The organism is Mesorhizobium sp. B4-1-3, from assembly GCF_006439355.1.
In the GTDB taxonomy this organism is placed as follows: Bacteria; Pseudomonadota; Alphaproteobacteria; order Rhizobiales; family Rhizobiaceae; genus Mesorhizobium.
The window spans coordinates 147191-169263 of record NZ_VFTG01000011.1 but is presented as its reverse complement, the minus strand read 5'-3'; the positions used below and the strand labels follow the sequence as shown (position 1 = coordinate 169263).

The 22073-nt window shown below is 64.3% G+C and carries 23 protein-coding genes; 4 read left to right on the top strand and 19 right to left on the bottom strand.

Annotation, left to right across the window (positions count from 1 at the left end; translation table 11 throughout):
• Window positions 1–54: 54 nt before the first annotated feature.
• From FJW06_RS16695 to FJW06_RS16670, 6 genes are all read right to left on the bottom strand, one after another.
• Window positions 55–300 (bottom strand): hypothetical protein, encoded by a 246-nt coding sequence (locus FJW06_RS16695; protein WP_140753328.1) that lies wholly within the window; start codon window positions 298–300, stop codon window positions 55–57.
• A gap of 110 nt (window positions 301–410) precedes the next feature.
• Window positions 411–2504 (bottom strand): EAL domain-containing protein, encoded by a 2094-nt coding sequence (locus tag FJW06_RS16690; RefSeq protein WP_140753327.1) that lies wholly within the window; start codon window positions 2502–2504, stop codon window positions 411–413.
• A 97-nt stretch (window positions 2505–2601) separates the two neighbouring features.
• Window positions 2602–3762 (bottom strand): M20 aminoacylase family protein, encoded by a 1161-nt coding sequence (locus FJW06_RS16685; protein ID WP_140753326.1) that lies wholly within the window; start codon window positions 3760–3762, stop codon window positions 2602–2604.
• 67 nt (window positions 3763–3829) lie between these two features.
• Window positions 3830–5026 carry a diaminopropionate ammonia-lyase gene (locus FJW06_RS16680; protein WP_140753325.1) on the bottom strand — a complete coding sequence of 399 codons (1197 nt, stop codon included), beginning with the start codon at window positions 5024–5026 and terminating at the stop codon, window positions 3830–3832.
• 214 nt (window positions 5027–5240) lie between these two features.
• Window positions 5241–6476, bottom strand: a complete 1236-nt coding sequence (locus tag FJW06_RS16675; RefSeq protein WP_140753324.1) for a Zn-dependent hydrolase — start codon at window positions 6474–6476, stop codon at window positions 5241–5243.
• Window positions 6473–7675: a diaminopropionate ammonia-lyase gene (locus FJW06_RS16670; protein ID WP_140753323.1), complete on the bottom strand. Its 1203-nt coding sequence runs from the start codon at window positions 7673–7675 to the stop codon at window positions 6473–6475. The genes FJW06_RS16675 and FJW06_RS16670 overlap by 4 nt, the downstream gene beginning before the upstream one ends.
• Before the next feature lie 101 nt (window positions 7676–7776).
• On the opposite strand from FJW06_RS16670, the gene FJW06_RS16665 reads away from it, so the two are divergent.
• The gene (locus tag FJW06_RS16665) at window positions 7777–8250 is read left to right on the top strand and encodes an Lrp/AsnC family transcriptional regulator (protein ID WP_140753322.1); all 474 of its coding nucleotides are present in this window, start codon (window positions 7777–7779) and stop codon (window positions 8248–8250) included.
• 65 nt (window positions 8251–8315) lie between these two features.
• Here the strand turns inward: FJW06_RS16665 and FJW06_RS16660 are convergent, their stop codons facing one another.
• A complete protein-coding gene (locus FJW06_RS16660) occupies window positions 8316–8816 on the bottom strand; it encodes a hypothetical protein (RefSeq protein ID WP_140753338.1) in 501 nt (166 codons plus the stop codon).
• 153 nt (window positions 8817–8969) lie between these two features.
• Window positions 8970–9296, bottom strand: a complete 327-nt coding sequence (locus tag FJW06_RS16655; protein WP_140753321.1) for a DUF1330 domain-containing protein — start codon at window positions 9294–9296, stop codon at window positions 8970–8972.
• A gap of 173 nt (window positions 9297–9469) precedes the next feature.
• Between FJW06_RS16655 and FJW06_RS16650 the strand changes: the two genes are divergently transcribed.
• Complete coding sequence (locus tag FJW06_RS16650) at window positions 9470–10162, top strand: helix-turn-helix domain-containing protein (protein ID WP_140753320.1); 693 nt, start codon at window positions 9470–9472, stop codon at window positions 10160–10162.
• A 13-nt stretch (window positions 10163–10175) separates the two neighbouring features.
• On the opposite strand, the gene FJW06_RS16645 is transcribed toward FJW06_RS16650, so the two are convergent.
• From FJW06_RS16645 to FJW06_RS16625, 5 genes are read right to left on the bottom strand one after another with little or no spacing between them, the layout of a single operon-like run.
• Complete coding sequence (locus tag FJW06_RS16645; protein ID WP_140753319.1) at window positions 10176–11153, bottom strand: branched-chain amino acid ABC transporter permease; 978 nt, start codon at window positions 11151–11153, stop codon at window positions 10176–10178.
• 1 nt (window position 11154) lies between these two features.
• Window positions 11155–12042 carry a branched-chain amino acid ABC transporter permease gene (locus FJW06_RS16640; RefSeq protein ID WP_140753318.1) on the bottom strand — a complete coding sequence of 296 codons (888 nt, stop codon included), beginning with the start codon at window positions 12040–12042 and terminating at the stop codon, window positions 11155–11157.
• Between the two features lie 7 nt (window positions 12043–12049).
• On the bottom strand, window positions 12050–12754 hold the full coding sequence (locus FJW06_RS16635; protein WP_140753317.1) for an ABC transporter ATP-binding protein: 705 nt from the start codon (window positions 12752–12754) through the stop codon (window positions 12050–12052).
• Window positions 12747–13514, bottom strand: a complete 768-nt coding sequence (locus FJW06_RS16630) for an ABC transporter ATP-binding protein (protein WP_140753337.1) — start codon at window positions 13512–13514, stop codon at window positions 12747–12749. The genes FJW06_RS16635 and FJW06_RS16630 overlap by 8 nt, the downstream gene beginning before the upstream one ends.
• A gap of 44 nt (window positions 13515–13558) precedes the next feature.
• Window positions 13559–14767 carry an ABC transporter substrate-binding protein gene (locus FJW06_RS16625; RefSeq protein WP_140753316.1) on the bottom strand — a complete coding sequence of 403 codons (1209 nt, stop codon included), beginning with the start codon at window positions 14765–14767 and terminating at the stop codon, window positions 13559–13561.
• A 645-nt stretch (window positions 14768–15412) separates the two neighbouring features.
• Between FJW06_RS16625 and FJW06_RS16620 the strand changes: the two genes are divergently transcribed.
• Window positions 15413–15736 carry a hypothetical protein gene (locus tag FJW06_RS16620; protein ID WP_140753315.1) on the top strand — a complete coding sequence of 108 codons (324 nt, stop codon included), beginning with the start codon at window positions 15413–15415 and terminating at the stop codon, window positions 15734–15736.
• A 296-nt stretch (window positions 15737–16032) separates the two neighbouring features.
• On the opposite strand, the gene FJW06_RS16615 is transcribed toward FJW06_RS16620, so the two are convergent.
• The 4 genes from FJW06_RS16615 to FJW06_RS16600 all read right to left on the bottom strand — a co-directional run bounded on the left by FJW06_RS16615 (window position 16033) and on the right by FJW06_RS16600 (window position 19081).
• Window positions 16033–16629, bottom strand: coding sequence for a YdeI/OmpD-associated family protein (locus FJW06_RS16615; RefSeq protein ID WP_140753314.1), 597 nt, complete (start codon window positions 16627–16629; stop codon window positions 16033–16035).
• Between the two features lie 131 nt (window positions 16630–16760).
• Entirely contained in the window at window positions 16761–17483 is a 723-nt protein-coding gene (locus FJW06_RS16610) for an amino acid ABC transporter ATP-binding protein (protein ID WP_140753313.1), read from the bottom strand.
• Window positions 17470–18138, bottom strand: coding sequence for an amino acid ABC transporter permease (locus FJW06_RS16605; RefSeq protein ID WP_140753312.1), 669 nt, complete (start codon window positions 18136–18138; stop codon window positions 17470–17472). The genes FJW06_RS16610 and FJW06_RS16605 overlap by 14 nt, the downstream gene beginning before the upstream one ends.
• Window positions 18139–18265: 127 nt before the next feature.
• Window positions 18266–19081: a transporter substrate-binding domain-containing protein gene (locus FJW06_RS16600; protein WP_210238965.1), complete on the bottom strand. Its 816-nt coding sequence runs from the start codon at window positions 19079–19081 to the stop codon at window positions 18266–18268.
• Between the two features lie 319 nt (window positions 19082–19400).
• On the opposite strand from FJW06_RS16600, the gene FJW06_RS16595 reads away from it, so the two are divergent.
• Window positions 19401–20129 (top strand): SDR family oxidoreductase, encoded by a 729-nt coding sequence (locus FJW06_RS16595; RefSeq protein ID WP_140753311.1) that lies wholly within the window; start codon window positions 19401–19403, stop codon window positions 20127–20129.
• Here FJW06_RS16595 and FJW06_RS16590 read toward each other — a convergent pair.
• Window positions 20080–21018 carry a LysR family transcriptional regulator gene (locus FJW06_RS16590; protein ID WP_140753310.1) on the bottom strand — a complete coding sequence of 313 codons (939 nt, stop codon included), beginning with the start codon at window positions 21016–21018 and terminating at the stop codon, window positions 20080–20082. The two genes, FJW06_RS16595 and FJW06_RS16590, sit on opposite strands and share 50 nt — an antisense overlap.
• A 13-nt stretch (window positions 21019–21031) precedes the next feature.
• A complete protein-coding gene (locus FJW06_RS16585; RefSeq protein ID WP_140753309.1) occupies window positions 21032–21934 on the bottom strand; it encodes a S1C family serine protease in 903 nt (300 codons plus the stop codon).
• Between the last annotated feature and the right edge of the window lie 139 nt (window positions 21935–22073).

Genomic DNA, 22073 nt, shown 5'->3' with positions numbered 1-22073 from the left:
GCCGACGGTGGTGATCGGGGTGGCTTCGGCGGGCGTGCTGAGGTGGCTGATCGGCTAAGCGCCGTAACGGCCTAACTCATCGAGTCGCGCCAAGGCGCTGTGGTCCTTGCCGGCCTCACCCAGTCGCCTCCTCAATGCAGCGTCCAGTTTGTCGCCGTCGTCGCCGCCGGGATCGATCATCGCGTTGACGACCGTATCGAGCGAGACGCCGAGCTTATCCAGTCCGAGCTTGTTTTCGATCTCGACTAGAGCGAAGGGCGATTTCTGTAGCAGGCTGTCGAGCACGGTCTTGGCGGCCAAGCCGTAAGGCGAAAGTGAACCGTAGTCGTCCTGATCGATGCCGAATTCCTTGCCAACGCGTTCGAACAGCCGGGCCTTCCTTACGAGTTACTTGGCCGCCGGCAGCCACGTCAGCCTGCCCGCATCTCCCGCGCGCCATCCATGGCCCGTGCGACAATCGCTTCCAACGGCTCGGGCCGGTGCAGAAAATAGCCCTGGCCATAGGCGACGCCCATGCCCTGCAGTATCTCCAGCGCGTTCTTCTCCTCGACCTTCTCGGCCACGACGGCGGCGCCCATCGAGCGGGCGATATCGGTGATCGCCGAGACGATCTCGCGGTCGAAGCGGCTGTCGGCGATGTGCTCGACGAAGGAGCCGTCGATCTTGATGGCGTCGATGGGGAAACGCCTGAGATATTCGAAGGAGCTCATGCCGGCGCCGAAGTCGTCGAGGCTGACGCGGCAACGGCGAAGCCTCGCCTTGCGTACGAATTCTTCGGCTGCGTCGAAATTGGTGACCGCGGCGGTTTCGGTGATCTCGAAGCCGATAGCCGACGGCGACGCACCGCTCTCGGCAATGGCTTCGTCGACGAAATCCCAGAGCTGCGGATCGGAAAGCGTCTGCGCCGACAAATTGAAGTCGAGCGAGACGGCCCCGGCGCGCATCGCCTGGCCATGGCGGGTCAGCGCTGTGCGAATGACCCAGCGGTCGAGCCGAGCGGCGAGGCCGAAACGTTCGGCGACCGGTACGAAATCGCCGGGCGGGATCATGTTGCCGGTGTGGCCTTCGAGTCTGGCCAGGACTTCGACATGGCGGTTGTCTTCCCACGGCTGGCCGAGTCGGTGGATCTCCTGACCGAACAGCTTCAGCCGGCCGTCCTCCATCGCATCGACCAGGTCGGCCGCCAGCCGCGCGGCATTGAGGCCGCCGGCGCCCGACGTTGTCTCCGGCGAGAACACTGCGAAACGATCGCGACCGCCGGCCTTGGCGGCGTAGCAGGCATCGTCGGCGCAGGCGAGCGCATCGGCCACACTCATGTTGCGATCGCGCATGAAGGCGATGCCGATGCTGGCGGCAAGCCTGCGCGAACTGGCAGCCGGACCGAGATCGGCGTCACGCACGGCGGCAAGCACGGCGCGGGCAAGGCGCTCGGCGCAGGCGTCATCGCAGTTCGGCACCAAAAGCGCGAATTCGTCGCCGCCGAGCCGTGCCGCATGCGCCGATGCGGGCAGGCTGGCGAGGATGCCCGCTGCGACGCTTTTCAGCGCCACGTCGCCGGCGGCATGGCCGGCATAGTCGTTGAGCGCCTTGAAGTAATCGAGGTCGACATAGAACACGGCGAGCGGCAGCCGCTCGGCCATGGCGATGTTCTCGGCAAGCAGCCGGTCGAAGGCCGAACGGTTGAGCAGCCCGGTCAGCGCGTCGTGACGCGCGGCGAAGGCAAGCTCCTCGGCGCGCGTCTTCTCTTCGGTGATGTCGCGAACCGTGCCAAGGACCTGACCGGCCGCACCCGCGGCGATGAAGCGCACAAGCGACTCGACGTGACGGATTTCGCCGTCGCGGCGGACGATGCGGTATTGCACGGCCGCGACGCCCTCAGAGCCGACCGGCACATCATGGGCACGCTCGGCGACTTCCTTGTCCTGCGGATGCAGGAAAGTGTGCCAGAAGTCGGCGGCCACCTCGTCGTGATCGGTGACGACGCCGAATATCTCGCGCGTGCGGGCATCCCAATAGCTTTTCTGGGTGCCGATATCGAAATGCCAGATACCCGTGCCGCTGGCGGCGATTGCGAGACGGAAGCGGACATTGACCTGCTCGAGCTCGGCTTCGGCCTCTTTCTGCCGGGTGATGTCGGTCTGCACGCCCATCAGCCTGAGCGGCTTGCCGTCGGCGTCGCGCTCGACAATGCCGCCGCGATCGAGCACCCAGACCCAGTGGCCGTCTTTGTGGCGCAGGCGAAGCTCCGTCTCGATGGCATCCACGAGGCCCGCAATATGCCGGTCGCCGCTTTCCTGCGCGCGCTGGCGGTCGTCCGGGTGGGTTAGCTTCAGCCAGAGATCGGGCGTGTTGGCGAGCTCGCCCTCCTCGTAACCCAGCATCCTCGACCAGGTCGGCGAATAATAGCAATCGCCGTTCGACAGATTCCAGTCCCAAAGACCGAGCTGGGCGCGATCAAGCGCCAGCGCCCAGAACTTGCCGTTGCGTTTATCGTCGTCCGCCATTCTTTGTTCTTGCCGTCCTGCCCCGGCAATACTGCATGAAAGCAGAGAAGAAAGCGTTACCGGGTGGAACTGCTAATCTCCCCCGCGCAGGAGATTTCTAACCGCCGACCGCCAGCCTGCGCCGCACAATCGCCGCATGGAAGCGCGCGCCGTGCAGCAGGCCTTCGTCGTTGAAATCATAGGCCGGGTTGTGTAGCGGCGCGGTGGCGCCATTGCCCATGAAGACGAAGCAACCGGGCACGTGGGTCAAGAAGCGTGCAAAATCCTCCGAGGCGGTCAGGGGCTCGGCCGCGACGCGAACGGCGCCGTCCGCCAACACTGTCTTGGCCGCCGCAAGCGCCTCATCCACCAGCGCCGCGTCGTTGATCAACGGCACGAACTCGCGGGTGTAAGTCACTTCAGCCGCGACGTTATAGGCCTGCGCCGTGCCCTCGGCGACGCGGCGCATCTCCTTTTCGATCGCGGCACTCACCTCGGGCCGGAAACTACGGCAATCGCCGAGGATGCGTGCCAGCCCCGGCAGCGCGTTGCGGGTGCCGTCGGTGATGAGCTCGGTCACCGAGACAACGCCGATATCGGCGGGGCTCAGGCGCCGTGAGACGATGGTCTGCAGGTTGACCACCAGCGCGCAGGCGGCGACCAGCGTCTCCTGGCCGGCATGCGGCCGCGCCGCGTGGCCGCCGAGGCCTTTCAACACGATCTCGAAATTGTCCTCGGCCGACATCACCGGACCGCCGCGGGTCTCGAAATGGCCGATCGGAAGGCCCGGCATGTTGTGCAGCCCAAAGATCTCCTCGAAGGGAAAGCGCTCGAGCAGGCCATCGTCCAGCATGGCCAGCGCGCCCCTGCCCCATTCCTCGGCCGGCTGGAAGATGAAGCGGACTGTGCCGTCGAAGCCACCTTCGCCGGCGAGCAGCTTGGCCGCGCCGAGCAGCATCGATGTGTGGCCGTCATGGCCGCACGCATGCATGGTGCCGGGCGTCTGCGAGCGCCAGGCATGCGTGCCTTGCTCGGCGATGCGCAATGCATCCATATCGGCGCGCAGCGCGATGGCGCGATTGCCGCTGCCCCTGGTCAGCGTGCCGACCACGCCGGTGCCGCCGACGCCTTCGGCCACCTCAAGCCCGAAGTCGCGCAGCTTTTGCGCGACGAACGCCGCAGTGCGTTTTTCTTCGAAGCCGAACTCGGGATGGGCGTGGAGATCGCGCCGCCACGCCGTCATCTCGCCACGCAGTGCCTCAAGGTCGAGCTTGGCCATCGTCGCCTCTTAAACCTTTTCTCGACGCGATTCCGGACGGAAAACCAGCATCGCACTGGAACTGCTCTCAGGTAGTCTGCGGGAACACCTCTTCGGGCGCCATCCCGACCAGCTCGGCAAAGCGGCCATGGTCGGTCGCGCCCTCCGAGTTGATGACGAGCACGCGCGAATGCCCATCGAGGCCGAGCGCCGCGCGCATGTCCCTGTCGCCGGCGGCGCGGACCAGCCCGGCGAGGCCTGCTCCGCCGCTTTCGCCGGAGACGATCGCCGGATCGTTGCCCAGGGGCCGCGCCAGCCGCTTCATCACCGCGATCGCGTCCTCTTCGTCCACCGTCATGAAAGCATCGCCGACGCGCGCCAGCACGCGCCAGGCGACGAGGGACGGCTCGGCGCATTCGAGCATCGTCATCACGGTCGGCTCTGGGTTTGCGATCGTTGCCGGACGTCCGGCCTCAGCCGAGGCGTAGACGCAAGCCGAGCGCTGCGGCTCGACCACGATCGCCTTCGGCCGCCTGGGCCCTAGCATGACCGCCATATGGCCGGCGATCGCCGCCGCGAAGCCACCGACGCCAGCCTGCAGGAAGACATGCGTCGGCGGCTCGGGCATGCTCCGCAGTGTCTCGCGCACGATCACCGTATAGCCCTGCATAACCAGTCCGGGAACGCGCTCATAGCCCAGCCAGGACGTGTTGGAGACGATTTTCCAGCCGCGCTCGGCGCCCACGCGGGCGACCTCGCGCACCGCATGGTCATAGCCGCCCTCGACCTCAACGATCTCGGCGCCGAAGCCGGCGATAGCCGCAACGCGCTCGGCACTGACACCGGCATGGACGAAGATCACCGACCGCGCGCCGACGAGGCTGGCGCCCTGCGCCACGGAGCGGCCATGGTTGCCGTCGGTGGCGCAGACGAAGATCATGCCGGAGGCGATCTCACGCACTCTCGGCTCGCCGATCTCCGAAACATCGACGTCCCGCCCGAGCCACTTGCCTGCCTCTTCCAACACCAGCCGCATGACGGCATAGGCGCCGCCCAGCGCCTTGAAACTGCCAAGGCCAAGACGCTGGCCTTCATCCTTGACATGAAGCGCCGCGATGCCGAGCTCGCCAGCCAGCGCCGGCAAGGCGTGCAGCGGCGTCTCGGCATGGTTGTGGCGCGCCTCCAGGTAACATTCGGCCCGCTCGCCTCCCGCCATACCGAGCGACTCGGCATCGGCGGCAACCAACGGCTGGTTGTGTTCCGGACGTTGGTTGAGAAGCAGCATGCTAATCTTCCTGCTAGGCACTGAATTCTGTCGGCGGGCGCGATACAGGCGTGATGTTGGACGCTTTAATTGGCTAAGTGATTGAAGTTTGTTTCGATTGGATGTCGCCGAATGTTCGCTTCGGCACGACCCGCCACTGCCGACGTGATTATTTTTGGGGATATTTCGCCTCGGTTGCAGGATGCCGGCGATGCCCATTGCGTTCCTCGCGCGATCAATCGGCCGCCAGCCGGGCGGCGACGCCAAGCAGGATGTTGGCGCCGGCGACCAGCTCGCCGGGAGCGGTGAACTCGGCGGGGTTGTGGCTGATGCCGCCCCGGCTCGGCACGAAGATCATCGCGGACGGCGCGATGCGCGCGATCATCTGCGCGTCGTGGCCGGCGCCCGACGTTATGCGCCGGCACGAAAGTCCGGCGGCCCTGGCGCCGTCCTCGACCAGCGAGACGATGCGGGCATCGAAGGTCACCGGCTCGAAGCGCGCCAGGCTTTCGGCATGGATGGTGACGCCGGCGCTTGCGGCAAGTTTTTCCAGGAAGGCGGCGAGCGCTGCTTCCTGTTCGCGAAGGTGCGTTTCGTTGGGATCGCGAAGGTCGATGGTGAAGGTCGCCCGCGACGGAATGACGTTGATGGCGTTCGGCTCGAAGGCGATGGTGCCGACAGTCGCGACCGTGCGCGTCGACGAGGCGCCGGCACGGTCCGCGAGGAAGCCGATCACCCGCGCGGCGGCGACGCCGGCATCGCGGCGCATCGACATGGGAGTGGTGCCGGCATGGTTGGCCTCGCCGTCGATGGTGATGCGCTGCCACGAGATGCCCTGAAGGTTCTCGACCGCGCCGACGGCAATGCCCTCGCGCTCGAGCACCGGCCCCTGCTCGACATGCAATTCGACATAGGCATGCGGCTTGAGGAAGCCGGGCTCGTGGTTGCCGGCATAACCGATGCGCTCGAGCTCCTTGCCCAGCACAGTGCCATCTGTGCCGACCGAGGCCAGCGCTTCCTCGAGGTCCCGGCCGCCGGCAAAGACCAGCGAGCCCATCATGTCGGGCGAGAAGCGCACGCCCTCCTCATTGGTGAAGGCGGCAACGACGAGCGGGCGGGCCGGCGCGAAGCCGGCCTCCTTCAGGCTCTCGATCGCTTCGAGGCCGGCGAGCACGCCGTAACAGCCGTCATAGATGCCGGCGTCGATCACCGTGTCGATATGCGAGCCGAGCATGATCGGCGCCTGGCTTTCGTTCGCGCCATCCTTCCAGATGCCGAAGATGTTGCCGATGCGGTCGATGGCGACCTCCAGTCCCGCCTCTTCCAGCCAGCCAACGAGGCGGTCGCGGCCAAGCCTGTCCATGTCGGAGGCGGCGACGCGGACCAGCCTGCCCTGCGCGTCGCGGCCGATTCCGCCGAGTTCCTGGACGCGGCGTAGAAGCCGGTCGGCATCGATCGTCAGATTGCTCATGCCGGCTGCCTCGCGTTGGCGACCTCGTCCGGCGCCATGCCGACCAACTCGGCATAGCGGCCGGCATCGGTCGCGCCTTCGGAATTGACGATCAGCACGCGGGAGTTCCCATCGAGGCCTAGCGCGGCCCGCGTCTTCCTGTCGCCGGCGGCGCGGATCAGCCCGGCGAGCCCTGCCCCGCCGCTCTCGCCGGAGACGATCGCCGGATCATTGCCGGAAGGCCGCGCCAGTCGGTTCATCACCGCGACGGCATCTTCCTCATCCACGGTCATGAAGGCATCGCCGAGCCGCGACAGAACCCGCCAGGCGACCAGCGACGGCTCGTAGCATTCGAGCATCGCCATGACGGTCGGCTTGCTGTGCGCTATCGTGACCGGGCGGCCGGCCTTGGCCGTCTCATAGACACAGGCCGCCCGCGCCGGCTCGACCACGGTCACCGTCGGCCGATGCTCGCCAAGCATGATGGTGAGATGGCCGGCGACCGCCGCGGCGAAGCCGCCGACGCCGGCCTGCAGGAAGACGTGGGTGGGCGGCTCGGGCAAACGCTTCAGCGCTTCGCGCACGATCACCGTATAGCCCTGCATCACCAGCCCCGGGATGCGTTCATAGCCCGGCCAGGACGTGTCGGAGACGACGGTCCAGCCGCGCTCGGCGGCGACGCGGGCGGCTTCCCTGACCGACTGGTCGTAATCGCCGGCGACGTGGACCATCTCGGCGCCGAAGCGGGCGATGGCCGCCACGCGTTCGTTGCTGACGCCCGAATGGACGAAGATGACGGAGCGCGCGCCGATCAGGCCGGCGCCCTGCGCCACCGAGCGTCCATGATTGCCGTCCGTGGCGCAGGCGAAGGTCATTTGCGCGGCGATCGCCTTCACCTTAGGCTTGTGCAGTTCCTCGACCGCGACGGCGCGGCCGAGCCGCCTGCCGGCCTCCTCCAGCACCAGATGCATCACCGCATAGGCGCCGCCCAGCGCCTTGAAGCTGCCAAGGCCGAGGCGCTTGCCCTCGTCCTTGATGTGGAGCGCGTCGATGCCGAGTTCATCCGCCAGTGCGGGCATGGCGTGCAGCGGCGTCTCGGCATGGTTGTCGCGCGCGGCAAGGAAGCGCTCGGCCTCCGCGGCCCCGGCGAGCCCCAACGTCGCGGCGTCTTCCTCGGTCAGGGGCTGGCGATGGTCCGGATGGCGGTTGAGCAGGAACATAGGTTCTCTCCGTGTTACGGCTGAAATTATTGCAAGCCAAGCGAGAAAGGCGCTCTGTTTCGATGCTTGAAATGCAAGTTTGTTTCGTGTGGAGCGCTGCCATGTCAATTTCGCCCGAACTCGACGCCTTCGACCGCGCCATCCTCGCCGTCCTGCAGAAAGACAATGCCACGCCGCAACGCACGATCGGCGAAGCAGTGAATCTCTCGGCGCCGGCAGTGCAGCGGCGCATCAAGCGTATGGAGGAAACGGGCGTCATCCGCGCCAATGTCGCGCTGGTCGACCCGGCCAAAGTCGGCCACCCGATCACCATTTTCGTCGAGGTCGAGGTGGAGAGCGAGCGCGCCGAACTGATCGACGCCGCCAAGCGCGGCTTCGCGGCGGTTTCGGAAGTGCAGCAATGCTACTACGTCACCGGCGAGGCCGATTTCATCCTCGTCGTCACCGTGGCGACGATGGCCGACTACGAGGCGCTGACCAGGCGGCTGTTCTTCGAGAACAACAACGTCAAAAGATTTCGCACGTTCGTCGCGATGGACCGGGTCAAGGTGGGGCTGGAGGTGCCGGTTGGGTAAGGCGTCGCAGCCGCCGATCTCCCCAACAAGAGGAGAGATCGGCAGTCGTCTTGGCTTTCGCCAATCTACTGGGTCAGCGACGCCGCGTGTTCGCACGAAACTTTCGGATTCATGTCGGCGAATGTGCCGGTCGGGTTGCCTTTCCAGGCCCAGACATGCAGTTCGTAGAACTCGCCCAGACCGTAGCGGTTGGGCGCGCTGTTGAAATTGAACAGCTGGCCGTCGAGCGACGCGGGCCCCTTCGAGGTGATGTATTCGACCGCCACCAGCTTCAGCGTGCCGTCGGCCATCGGCTCATACATGACCGCTTCCGGACGGGCGATATCGATCTTATCGTCTTTCAGATACTGGCCGTTGACATAGTGGATGCCCATGGCACCGCCGGAGATGCCGCTGGCGCAAGGAATGGGCGCATAGCCCTCGGCCGTAGCGGCCTTGACGTCGAGAAACCGGCTGTTGGCCGCTCGCACCTTGTCGGCCAGCGGGCTGGCGCCGGACACGGACGCAGCAGCGTTCTGATGCGCCTGGGCGAAGGTCGTACAGGCCGTCAGCGCGGCCGCTGCCATGAGAAGCCTGTTACAAAACTGTGGTGTCATGTTCATTCCGTTCTTCCTGAAAAGCACGGCTGGCCGGCCGCCGACAATAAGGCGACGCGACAGGCAAGCGCCGTGGCTGTTTGTGCTTGATGATCCCGGATTGGGTGTGCCGCAGCTGCCCGATCATCCCTTCGGCAGGTACGAAATCGTTCCGGCCAGGTCGGTGTTGTCGATCAGTTGGAAGCGGCTGTCGCTGCCGCCCTGGCGGGCCAACATGAAGGGGACGTAGGCCGGATCATTGGTGAAAGCGTGCGCCGCCGCTTCCGACGGAAACGCCATCAGGGCGATCAGCGTGGTGTCGAGCGGCTTGCCTTCGAGCGTCTTCACATTGCCGCTGCGCGCCAGATATCTGCCGCCGTACTTGTGAACGAGGTCGTGCACGGTCGCGGCGTAGTCCGGTATCCATTTCGGATCTTTCACCTTGATGTCCGCGATAAGATAAGCGGTCATGGTCATTCTCCTGTTGCTGCGCACAGGGATATCCCGTGCGACGGCCACATGGGTCGCACGGCAGGGCTGGCGCCAACCAGTCCGGGATCTGTACCGGGCCGGTACAGTTTCCGTACTCGCCGCTTCATTCATGAAGGTCTAATGTTCCGCCGGTTTCGAAGAGGACACCGAATATGACTCAGCACGGATATAAGCAGTTCTGCCCGCTATCGATGGCCGCCGAGGTGCTGTGCACTCGCTGGACGATGGTGCTGATGCGCGAGCTGGTTGCCGGCTCGACCCGCTTCAACGACCTGCGTCGGGGCGTGCCAAAGATGTCCCCGACCCTTCTCTCGCAACGGCTCAAGGAGCTCGAGCTGGCCGGAATCGTGGAGCGCAAGCAGGTCCCGGGCGAGAAGGGCATCTTCGACTATCGGCTGACTGAAGCGGGCCGCGACCTGCGTCCTGTTGTCGAGGCGATGGGCTTTTGGGGACAGAAATGGGTCGAGTCCCGGCTATCATTGAAGAACCTCGATCCATCACTGCTGATGTGGGACATGCGGCGGAACCTTAATCCCTCGCCGCTGCCTGAAGGACGAACAGTGATACAATTCCTGTACCAGGATCTGCCGGTTTCAAAACGGTCATGGTGGCTGATTGTCGAGAAGCATGGCGAAGTCGACCTTTGCTGGTACGATCCGGGCTTCGACGTCGATCTTTACGTGTCGACCGACCTCTGCACGATGACGGAGATCTGGATGGGGATGCTCACGGTCGAGAGGGCCGGCGCGAAGGTCGCGTTGACCGGCGACCAGGCGATCGGAAAGAAGATGCAGACCTGGCTCGGCCTGAGCCCGTTCGCGATCGAACCAAAGCGCGCGGCATAGCGCCTCGCTTAACTCAGCCCGTTCCTTTGCCTGCCCGCGCCAGCCAGCGCGCATAAATCTCGCCAACAATGCCGCGGCGGAAGATCAGCACGCAGATCATGAAGATCAGGCCGGTGGCGATGGTCACCGGGAAGCCTGAGGTGGCCAGTGTGTTTTCCAGCGCCACGACGAGACCCGCGCCGACCACAGGGCCGACCATGGTGCCGATACCGCCGAGCAGGGTCATCAGGATCACCTCGCCCGACATCTGCCAGGTGACGTCGGTGAGTGTCGCGAACTGGAAGACGATCGCCTTGGTAGCGCCTGCAAAGCCGGCCAGGGCCGCCGACATGACGAAGGCGGCGAGCTTGTAGCGGCCGACGGAATAGCCGAGCGAAATGGCGCGGTTCTCGTTCTCCCTTATCGAGCGCAGGATCATGCCGAAGGGCGAGTTGACGATACGCCAGACGGCGAAGACGCCGATGAGGAAGACGGCGAGCACGAAGAAATACATGTTGATGGTGACGCTGAGATCGACGACGCCGAAGAGGTGCCCACGCGGCACGCCCTGGATGCCGTCCTCGCCTTCGGTGAAGGGCGCTTGCACGCAGAAGAAATAGAACATCTGCGCCAGCGCGAGCGTGATCATGGCGAAATAGATGCCCTGCCGACGGATAGCGAGGAAACCCATGACGAGGCCCATGCCGGCAGCTCCGGCGGTGCCGAGCAGGATGCCGGCCTCCGGCGGCCAGCCCCAGGCTTTCACCGCATAGGCGCAGAAATAGGCCGCGCCGCCGAAGAAGGCGGCGTGGCCGAAGGACAGCAGACCGGTATAGCCGAGCAGAAGGTTGAAGGCGCAGGCAAACAGCGCGAAGCACAGCATCTTCATGACGAAGATCGGGTAGATGACGAAGGGCGCGGCTATGAGCGCCACGATGCCCAGCGCTATCAGCGCCCGTTCCAGTCTGAGCGAGGCTGCGGCGCGTTTCTGGTGAAGGGTGGCCTCGCTCATCTCAGGCGTCCCTTCCAAACAGGCCGGCCGGCCTGAGCAAAAGCACGATCGCCATGATGACGAAGACGACGAGGTTCGAGGCCTCGGGATAGAAAACCTTGGTCAGGCCCTCGGCGAGGCCGAGCATATAACCGGTGACGATGGCGCCGAGGATCGAGCCCATGCCGCCGACCACGACGACGGCGAAGACGACGATGATGAGATCCGAACCCATCAGAGGGCTGACCTGATAGACGGGCGCGGCGAGAATGCCGGCGAGGCCCGCAAGCGCGGCGCCCAACCCATAGGTGAGTGTCAGGAGCAGCGGCACGTTGACGCCGAAGGCCTGCACCAGTTCCGGGTTCTCGGTCGCCGCGCGCAGATACGAGCCGAGCCTGGTCTTCTCGATCAGCAGCCAGGTGCCGAAGCAGACGATCAGGGAGGCCACCACCACCCAGCCGCGATAATTGGGCAGGAACATGAAGCCGAGATTGGTGCCGCCGGCAAGCAAGGTTGGCACGGCATAGGGATTGCCGGAGACGCCGTAATAATAGCGGAACACGCCTTCGATGACCAAGGCGAGGCCGAAAGTGAAGAGCAGGCCGTAAAGCGGGTCGAGTTGGTAGAGCCGAGACAGGGCGAGGCGCTCGACCAGCATGCCGAGCAGGCCGAGGATGAGCGGCACCAGGACCAGCGCCGGCCAGTAGCCGATGCCGAGGTGCACCAGCAACAAATAGCCAATGAAGGCACCCAGCATATAGAACGCGCCATGGGCGAAGTTGATGATGCGCAGCAGGCCGAAGATGACGGCGAGGCCGAGGCTGAGTATGGCGTAGAAGGAGCCGTTGATCAGGCCGACGAGGAGCTGGCCGAGAAGCGCCTGGATGGGGATGCCGAAGACCGTCAACATTGCGCGATCATACCCCCAGCACCTCGTGCAGCTTGTCGGTGTGCGCGGAAAGCTGGCCGACCGGGAAACCTTCGACCACCTTGCCGTGGTCCATCAGATAAAAACGGTCGGCGATGCTGGCGGCGAAGCGGAAGTTCTGCTCGACCAGGAGGATGGTCATGCCGCGCTTCTTCAGCGTTGCCAGCAACTCGCCGATGCGCTGGACGATGACCGGCGCCAACCCTTCAGTCGGCTCGTCGAGCAGAAGCATTTCGACGCCGGTCCGAAGAATGCGGGCGATCGCCAGCATCTGCTGCTCGCCGCCGGAAAGCTTCGTGCCCTGGCTGTTGCGGCGTTCTTTCAAATTGGGGAAGAGCTCGAAGATCTCCTCCACGCTCATGCCGCCCTGGGCCACAACCGGCGGCAGGATGAGATTCTCGTCGACGGTCAGCGTGGCGAAGACGCCGCGCTCCTCCGGCACGAAGCCGATGCCCTGATGGGCGACGCGGTGCAGCGGCAGGCCGATCAGTTCCTTGCCGTTGAATATGACGCTGCCGCTGCGCTTGCGGATCAGGCCCATGATGGCGCGCAGCGTCGTCGTCTTGCCGACGCCGTTGCGTCCGAGCAGCGTCACGGTCTCGCCGCGCATGACGTCGAGGTTGACGCCGTGCAACGCATGGCCCTCGCCGTACCAGGCGTGGAGATCGCGAACGGCAAGCAGCGGCTCATTCATGCCCGCCCTCTTCGTGCGCTGTCCCCATATAGGCGACGCGTACGCGCTCGTCCCGACTGACGGTGGCGTAGTCGCCGGCGGCAAGCACCTGGCCGCGCTGCATGACGGTGATCCAGTCGCAGAGATCGGCAACGACGGTGAGGTTGTGCTCGACCATCAGCACGGCGCGGTTCTTGGCGAGCGAGCGGATGATGCCCGAGATCATGCCGACATCCTCATATCCCATGCCAGCCATCGGCTCGTCGAGCAGAAGCACTTTCGGGTCGAGGGCGAGTGTGGTGGCGATCTCCAGCACGCGCTTGCGGCCATAGGAGAGATCGCCCGCAAGGCGATGCGCGGCGTCGTGCAGACCGACGATATCAAGCAGTTCGCGCGCCCTTGGCGTGAGCTTATCGAGCGCGGAAAGCGAGCGCCAGAATTGGTAGCCGAGCCCGCCGGGGCGCTGCAACGCGACGCGGACATTGTCTAGCACTGAAAGGTGCGGAAAAATCGCGGAGATCTGGAAGGAGCGCACGAGGCCCATGCGCGCCACTTTTGCAGGCGGCGTTCGCGTGATGTCGGTGCCGAGCAATTCGATCCTGCCGCTGGTCGGCTGCAGAAACTTGGTCAAAAGGTTGAAGATAGTCGTCTTGCCGGCGCCGTTCGGGCCGATGAGCGCGTGGATCCTGGCGTGATGGACGTCGAGGTCGACATCCTTCACCGCGACGAAGCCGGCAAAGTCGCGCCGCAAACCGCGGGCGGAAAGCACCACCCGCGGCATCTCTTCCGTGCTGCCCTGGCGGACAGCGGTGGCGGTGTCGAGCGTCACTTGGTGACGAGCGGGCAGCCGCTGTCCTCGGCCTTCATGAAGGCCTTGTCGCCGGGAATGGTCGCCAGGTAGGTGTAGTAATCCCAGTCCTTCTTCGACTCTTCCGGCTTCTTGACCTGGTAGAGATACATGTCGTGCACCATCGAGCCGTCAGCCTGCACGTTGCCGTTTGAGGTGAAGACGTCGTTGACCGGCATTTCATGCAACTGCTTGGCCACCGCCTCGGTTTCGTCGGTGCCGGCCTTGTCGATGGCCTTGAGATACTGCGTCACCGCCGAATAGGTGCCGGCCTGGATCATGTTGGGCATGCGGTTGGTGCGCTTGAAGAAGCGCTGGGCGAATTCGCGGCTCTTGTCGTCGCGGTCCCAGTAAAAGCCCTCGGTCAGCACCACGCCCTGCGCCGCCTGCAGGCCGAGCCCATGCACTTCGGCGAGCGTGAAGAGAAGCGCGGCCAGCCGCTGGCCGCCGGCGACAATGCCGAACTCGGCCGCCTGCTTGATCGAGTTCGAGGTATCGAGGCCGGCATTGGCGAGCCCGACGATCTTGGCGCCGGAGGACTGCGCCTGGAGCAGGAAGGAGGAATAGTCGGTGGAGCCGAGCGGATAGCGCACTTCGCCCAGCACCTTGCCGCCGCTGGCCTCGACGAGCTTGGCGGTCTGGTCCTTCAGCGAATAGCCGAAAGCGTAGTCGACGGTGATGAAATACCAGCTGTCGCCGCCCTGCTTGACCAACTCGCCGCCGGTGCCGACGGCCTGCGAATGGGTGTCATAGGCCCAATGGAAGCCATAGGGCGAGCACTGCTTGCCGGTGAGGTCGGTTGCGGCAGCGCCCGTGACGATGTCGATCTTCTTCTTTTCCTTGGAAAGCCCCTGGACGGCCAAGGCCACGGAGGATGTCGTGAGCTCCATGATCGCGTCGACCTGCTCGGTGTCGTACCACTGGCGCGCGATGTTGGAGGCGATGTCGGGCTTGTTCTGGTGATCGGCGCTGACGATCTCGATCGGCGCGCCCTGCACCTTGCCGCCGAAATCCTCGACCGCCATCTTGGCGGCTTCGACCGACCACTTGCCGCCGAAGTCGGCATAGACGCCCGACTGGTCGTTCAAGATGCCGATCTTGACCTTGCCGTCGGAAATCTGGCCGGCAGCGGCCGGCATTGCAGATGCCGCAAGGAGCGCGGCCGAGACGAGACAGGATGCTTTCACTGGTGGTTCCTCCCTGGTGGCCAACCACGGGAAACGCGGCGGCCTCGCGATGGTTCAATGGTTGCGTCCGATATCTTGGAAAATGCGGTGTTCTCGCCCCGATTGCCCCTCCTCTGCACGACCGCGCCACCGCCCTGCATGCGCGAACTTAGCATCACATTTCGCGAGCCTCGAATGCTATTTTCGTAGCATGGCGGATGAATGGGATGACCGGTTGGCGAAGAAGATCAAGCCCGAGTGGCAGGTTTTTCCCTTTTTTGTCGCCTTGGTCGGCCAAGTGATACGGACGATCAGGACCTCTGCGGGATATGCCACTCGCGATCGAGCTTGAAAGCCATGTCCATCGTCAGCGCCGGTTTGTGGACTAGAATCTCAGATGCGCGACGCTGACCCGAGCAGCTCTACCAGCGCGCGTCTGCTGAGATTGGCCATCTCCCCATGTGAGCGGTGATCGCGTCCACTGCATTGTTCGATCGGATTCATGAATGGCGCCTAAGCGTTGGGGGCCCGGCAGACACAATCCGGAAACAAGATTCAACATTCGAGAAAAACTCGCGAAAAAAGCGGCTGTCATAACCGGTACCGGAGCAGCCGAATTTCGGCGCGCGACAAAGACATCGATCTTAAACCCAAGGATTGCCGATTATGAAAAAGACCCTTCTTTCCGCACTCGGCCTCGCCGTCGCGCTCGCTTTCGCGGTGCCGGCCGCCAATGCCCAGACCTCCACGACGACGACGGCTCCGGCGGCGACCACGGCTCCGGCTGCGACCACCGAAGCCGCGAAGCCGGCAGCGACGGATGCCGCCAAGCCGGCCAGCAATGGCCCGCACAAGAAGCATCACCGCAAGCATCATCGTCATCATGCCCGCAAGCATCATCACGTGAAGAAGCACTCGAGGCATCATGCCAGGAAGCATCACGTGAAGAAGCATCACGCGCGCAAGCACCATGCGGAGAAGGCCGCGTAAGGCCCGACGCGTTTCGAACTTCATGACCGGATGATCCGGAACCGCTTGCAGAGGGTTCAGGACCATCGCTTCCCGAAAACGCCGCCCCTCCCTTCTGGGCGGCGTTTTTGGTTGCCTTAAAGCAGGTCGCGTGAAGAAAGATTCACGCGACCTGCTTTAAATTTTTTTGATTTTAAGCATGTCTTTGTCCCGAAACCGGGGCCACTTTCGGGAGACATGCTTTAGTGAGGCATGATCTTCTCCGAAAACCGGCAACCACTTTTCGCTAACGCGGTCCTGCGGTTCGGGATCATGCCTTACTTCTTCTGCGGGTGGATCGTTTCGCCGCGCGCCAGCATGGCGACGAGATCGGCGATCTTCTTCTTGCGCCCCGCCTCGGTCTTCATGTTGTGGGTGCGGAAGGCGAACGCGAAGCGGTTCTGGGCGGAAAGCTTCTTCAGCATCGCTTTCGCCTTCGGCTCGGCATCGATCGCGGCCTGCAGGTCGGGCGGGATGGTCATTCCCTTCGAGCCGGCATAGGCGCGGTCCCAGCGGCCATCGGCCTTGGCAGCGTCGACCTCGCGCAGGCCGTGCTCGGTCATGCGGCCCTCCTCGATCAGGCGCGCGACATTGTCGATGTTGATCTTGCTCCAGATACTCTTCTTGCCGCGCGGCGTGTAGCGCTGCAGGAAACTCTTATCGTCAAGCGACTTGCGCACCGCGTCGATCCAGCCGAAGCAGAGCACGACGTCGATCGCCTCCTTCGGCGTGATCGATGGCAGACCCGAACCGACCTTGTGGATCTTGATCCAGACCTCGCTTTCGCCGGCATGGTTGTCGGCCAGCCAGGCATAAAAACTCTCCGCGTCCGGGAACTCGCGCACCTTGTCCGGATCGACTTTGATGGGGGCCATCGTCACCTCTGCCACATTGCTGATCGCAAGACAGTCTCGCCGATTCCGCGGCCCAAGTAGCCTCGTCTGCTGCCAGTTCTGTCAGCAGAAGCTGGCACTAAGGTCAATGGAGGGAATCGGCGGGTCTGACGCTACAGGATTTTCGCCAGGAAGCTCTTCGTGCGCTCCCTTTGCGGATCGGAGAAAAGCGCCTTCGGCGCCCCTTCCTCGACGATCATGCCGTCATCCATGAAGATCACCCGGTGCCCGACCTCGCGGGCAAAACCCATCTCATGGGTGACGACGACCATCGTCATGCCCTCGACGGCGAGGGTCTTCATGACTTGAAGCACCTCGCCCACCATTTCGGGATCGAGCGCGGAGGTCGGCTCATCGAAGAGCATGACCGCCGGTCCCATCGCCAGCGAGCGGGCGATGGCCACGCGCTGCTGCTGGCCGCCGGAAAGCTCATCGGGATAGCTCGCCTCCTTACCGACAAGGCCGACCTTGGCCAGCAATTCGCGGGCGACCCTGTTGGCCTCCTCGACAGGGATCTTCTTGACCTTGCGCGGGCCGATCGTGACGTTCTCCAGAATGGTCAGGTGCTTGAACAGGTTGAACTGCTGGAACACCATGCCGACATGCTGGCGCAGTTGATGGATATTCGTCTTCGGATCGGTCAGAACCATGCCGGCGATTTCGATCTCGCCGCTGGTTGCCTTCTCCAACCCGTTCAGGCAGCGCAGGAACGTGCTTTTGCCGCTTCCCGACGGGCCGATGACGACGACGACCTCCTTTTCCTCCACATGAGTGGTTATCCCCTTGAGGATCTCGTTGTGGCCGAAGGACTTGTGAAGGTCCTTAACGTTTATCAACTTGAAGCCTCCTCTCCAGATAGGACGAGAACTTCGACAGCGAGAAGATGAGGACGAAGTAGAGGGCGGCGATCAGCCCCCAGATGGCGAAGGACGCGAAGGTCTCGGCGATCACGATCTCGCCCTTGTAGACCAGTTCGGCGATGCCCACCGGCGCCAGCAGCGAGGTGTCCTTGATCGTCTGGGCCGCTTGGTTGACCAGCGGCGGGATCATCCGCTTGAACGCCTGGGGCAGGACGATGTAGCGCATCGTCTGAAAGCCGTTCATGGCGATCGACTGCGCCGCCTCCTTCTGGCCCCGGTCGACGCCGAGAATGCCGGCGCGAATGATCTCTGTGACATAGGCGCCTTCGTTCAGGCTCAGCGTGAAGGCGGCGGCGAGGATAGGATAGGTGAGCTGCCCGAACCATTGGTTGACGGGCAGGATCGCCGGCAGGCCGAGCACGATGAAGAAGAGCTGCACCAGGAGCGGGGTGGATCGGAAAATCTCGACATAGCCGGTGGCGAGCCAGCGCAGCGGCGCAACCGTCGACAGGCGCATCAGCGCCGCGAACAGGCCGATCACCACCATCAGCAGGATGGCGACGATCGAATACTGGATGGTAAGCCGCAGGCCATCGAGGATGACGGGTAGGTTTTGCCAGATAGGGCCCATGCACCGTACCTTGGAATGCTAATTCCCGCCGCCTCGCCGGAGGAACGCATGGCTCGAGCCATGCACCCTCCGGTCGGACAAGCCGGGAAGGCCGAAGAATCTGCCGTTCGGTTGATCCGAGCGGTCCTCAGCCCGAAATCGCAACGGAGGCCGGTTTTTGCACCTCATTGACGACGCCGCTGGTGTCGCCTCCAAAATATTTCTCGAAAAGCTTCTGGTATTCGCCGCTCTGCTTGATCTTGGCGAGGCCGGCATTGATCTTCTCGACCAGTTCCGGCTTCTGCTTGCTGATGGCGATGCCGTAATATTCGCCGGTCAGCAGCGGACCGACGGTCTCGACGTTGTCGTGGCCGGCCTTGAAATTGACGTTGACGGGGTTGTCGAAGATGACCGCGTCGGCTCCGCCGGTTTCGAGCGCCTGATAGGCCGCATCGATGCTCTGGAATTGCTTCACATAATCAGGCGCGAAACCGTGGCTGGTCAGATAGTCGACGGAAGAGGTTGCTTTCTTGGTTGCGACCACGTGGCCCTTGAGATCGTCGAAGCCCTTGATGCCGGAGTCCTTCTTCACCAGCACCGAAAGGCCGGATTTGTAATAGGCGTCGCTGAAGTCGACGTTCTGCATCCGGCTGGTCTTGATGGTTATCCCGGCAACCGCGGCGTCGATCGAACCGGCCTGCAGGCTCGGGATAATCCCGTTGAACGGCAGAGTCTTCAGGCTGACCGTCATGTTCTCGGCCTTAGCGATCGCCTGGATCATGTCGATGTCGAAACCGGTTACTTCGCCGTTCGTCTCGGTCTCGAATGGCGGAAAGGTCGTGTCGGCGCCCACAACGATGTTGGTTGCAGCACTTTGCGCCGCCGCCATGGGCGTGGCGCCGAACGAAAATAGGAGGCCGGAAACCAGCGACGTGGCCAGCATGATGATCGACTTGTTGTTCACAGATGTCTCCTTTCGGCGGGCATTCGTCAGCCTGAAATACGTCGACGATCAGGAGTGCGCGCAAAGCATGAACTCGAAGCCCGTACCTGTGCATCTGGATCGGGTGGCGCCCAAGTCAAGATTGCCGAAATTGTGGTTGCCTCGCGAAGGACGGCGGGGAGCCGGGTTTCCCGCGCGGCCAGGTCTCGCGACCGGTTATGCCAGGGGTTGCGCTGGCAGTCGGCGTGCCTCGCCATCGGAGTTTCCGATGGCGCCATCGGTTTCTTCCGTTTCCGCTTCGGGCCAGCGTCTGCCAAACCCTTTCCATGCAAGGAAAGGCATGGACATGGACAAGCAAAGAATCTTGGTCGTCGGCGGCAGCTCGGGCATGGGGCTGGCACTTGCCGGACAGTGCCTCGCGGAAGGCGCGCGCGTCATCATCGCCGGGCGCGGCGAAGCGAAGCTGAGCGCGGCGCGGGAAGCGCTCGGCCGCCGCGATACACTCGAAACGGCGGTAGCCGACATCAGCCGCGAGGATGAGGTCGCCGCACTGTTTCAGCGCATCGGCAGGATCGACCATATCGTCAGCACCGCGGCCGACATCGGGGGCGCCTACCGGCTGTTGCCCGAGGTCGAGCTTTCAGCCGCGCAGCGTGTGGTGGAAAGCAAGTTCTACGGACCGCTGCTGCTTGCCAAGCATGGCTCACCGACGCTGCCGCCGACCGGCTCGCTCACTTTCGTCTCGGGCATTGCCGCCTACCGGCCGGCGGCGCGCGGCGCGGTGGTCGCTGCGGTCAACGCGGCGCTGGAAGGGCTGGTGCGGGCTTTGGCCATCGAACTGGCGCCGATCCGCGTCAACGCCGTCTCGCCAGGCTGGATCGACACGCCGATCTGGGAATTCGTCGCTGGCGACCGGAAGGCCGAGATCCTGGCCGCCATGGCGGAGCGGTTACCCGCGAGGCGCATCGGAAAGCCGGAGGACATCGCCGATGCGATCCGATTCCTGATCGGCAATGGTTTCACGACGGGAGAGACGCTGCATGTCGAGGGCGGGCACCGGCTGGTGTGACCGGGACGAAGCCCTCCCCAAGAGCGGTGAGCAGCGCCTTCAGAGTCGGCGGCTGGACGCGGCGGCGACGCCATATCATCACGATGTCGGCCGAGCGGACCGGGCCGGGCCAGGCAAGCTCGGCCACTGCCCCGCGCTCGATCGCGGCGGCGACCGCCAGCCGCGGCACAAGGCCAAAGCCGGCGCCTGCCGCCACCAGCCCGGCTATGGCGTCGATGCTGCCGGCTTCTGCCGCCAACCTTGGCTCGCCCAGGCCCGCTTCGGCAAAGGCCCTGTCGACCATGGCGCGGTAGACGCAACCGGTCTCGGTGGCGACAAAATGCCTTTCGGCCAGCGCCGCCAGATCGATGTCCGCCCGATTTTCGCCGGGCGGCGCGATCAGCGCCAGCGGCTCGGCCGCCACAACGCGCCTGGCAAAGCGCTGATCTTCGAGCTCAGGGGATCGCTCGAAGCAGAAGGCGACGTCGATCTCGCCGTCGCCCAGCCGGCGCAGCAACTCGCTGCTGCCGGCGATCCGGAGCTTGATGTCGATGCCGGCGTGGGCGGCGCGGAAACCGGCGAGCCACGGAGCCAGCCTTGCCGAGGCGATCGTCTCCAGCGCGCCGAGCGACAGGCTGCCGGCCGTCCCGGCTCTGGTGGCATCGATGGCGGCGCGCGCGTCGTCGGCGAGCGCCAGCAAATCCTCGGCATAGGGTTTCAGCGCCTCGCCCGCCGGCGTCAGGGTGAGTCCCTGCCGCGAGCGGGTGAAGAGGCTGGCGCCAAGCTCGGTCTCCAGCGACTGGATCTGGTCGCTGACGCTCGATTGGGCGAGATTGACCTCCTGCGCCGCGCGCGTGACGTTGCGGGCGCGCGCGACCGCGAGAAAAGTCTTCAGCAGTCTGGGATGCATAAGGACGCCGAACCTACTGCAGTTGCGGCTTCTTCAGGAAGGAATTGCGGTCGGCGGATTTGACGCGCAGCCAGGTTTCGCGGCCGTCGCGCACGACGCGCAGCGGAATTTCCGAGCCGGCCGGGTTCTGCCAGAGCTTTCTGTAGAAATCGGCCAAACCGTCGACCTCGCCGTCGCGGACGTCGGAGATGATGTCGCCCTGACGCAGGCCCGCCTGGGCGGCCGGGCCACCTTCTGCCACGCTCATCACCACCACCATGCCGTTCGACTCGGCCGAGAAGGCGCCGAGCCACGGGCGCGGCGCCTTCGCCGCTTGGCCGCGCCTGATGAGATCATCGAGGATCGGCGTCAAAAGGTCGATGGGCACGACCATATTGATGTCGGCGACCTCGCCGGCGCGACTCATCTGCAGCCGCAGCGAGCCGACGCCGAGCAGCTTGCCGTCGCGGTCGAACAGCGCGGCTCCGCCCCAGGACGGATGCGCGGGCGCCGTGAAGATCGCCTCGTCGATCAGATACTCCCAGTAGCCGGCGAATTCCTGCTTGGTGACAATGTGGGCGTCGACCTGCTGGCCGATGCCGTCGGCGAGCGTCACGGCATCGCCGATATCGGCCTTCCTGGCGCTGCCAAACTGGACCGCCGGCAGACCGAGCGGCGCCAGCGCCTGGACAATGCCGAAGCCGGTCTCCTGGTCGTAGGCCAGCGCGTGCGCCGCGACCACGCGGCCGTCCTGGTCCGTCAGCCACACTTCCTCGGCCTCGGTGATGAGATAGCCGATGGTGAGCACAAGGCCATTGTCGCGGATCACCACGCCGCTGCCCTCGCGGCGCGTGCCCAGCGCATTGGCGGTGAAAGCGTCGTCCGGCACCATGGCGCGCACGGCAACGACGGAGCGCGAAATTTTCCCGATGGTCATCGATCCATCCTGCATTGCGGGTCTTCCCTATTAAGTATGGCCGGAGGCGCGCGGCGCAAGGGCCTTCGTCCTTCTGTGGGAGAAGGGAAGCCCCGCATGCTGGCACAAGCGCTAGTTCAACGAAGATTGAACTTTTTTC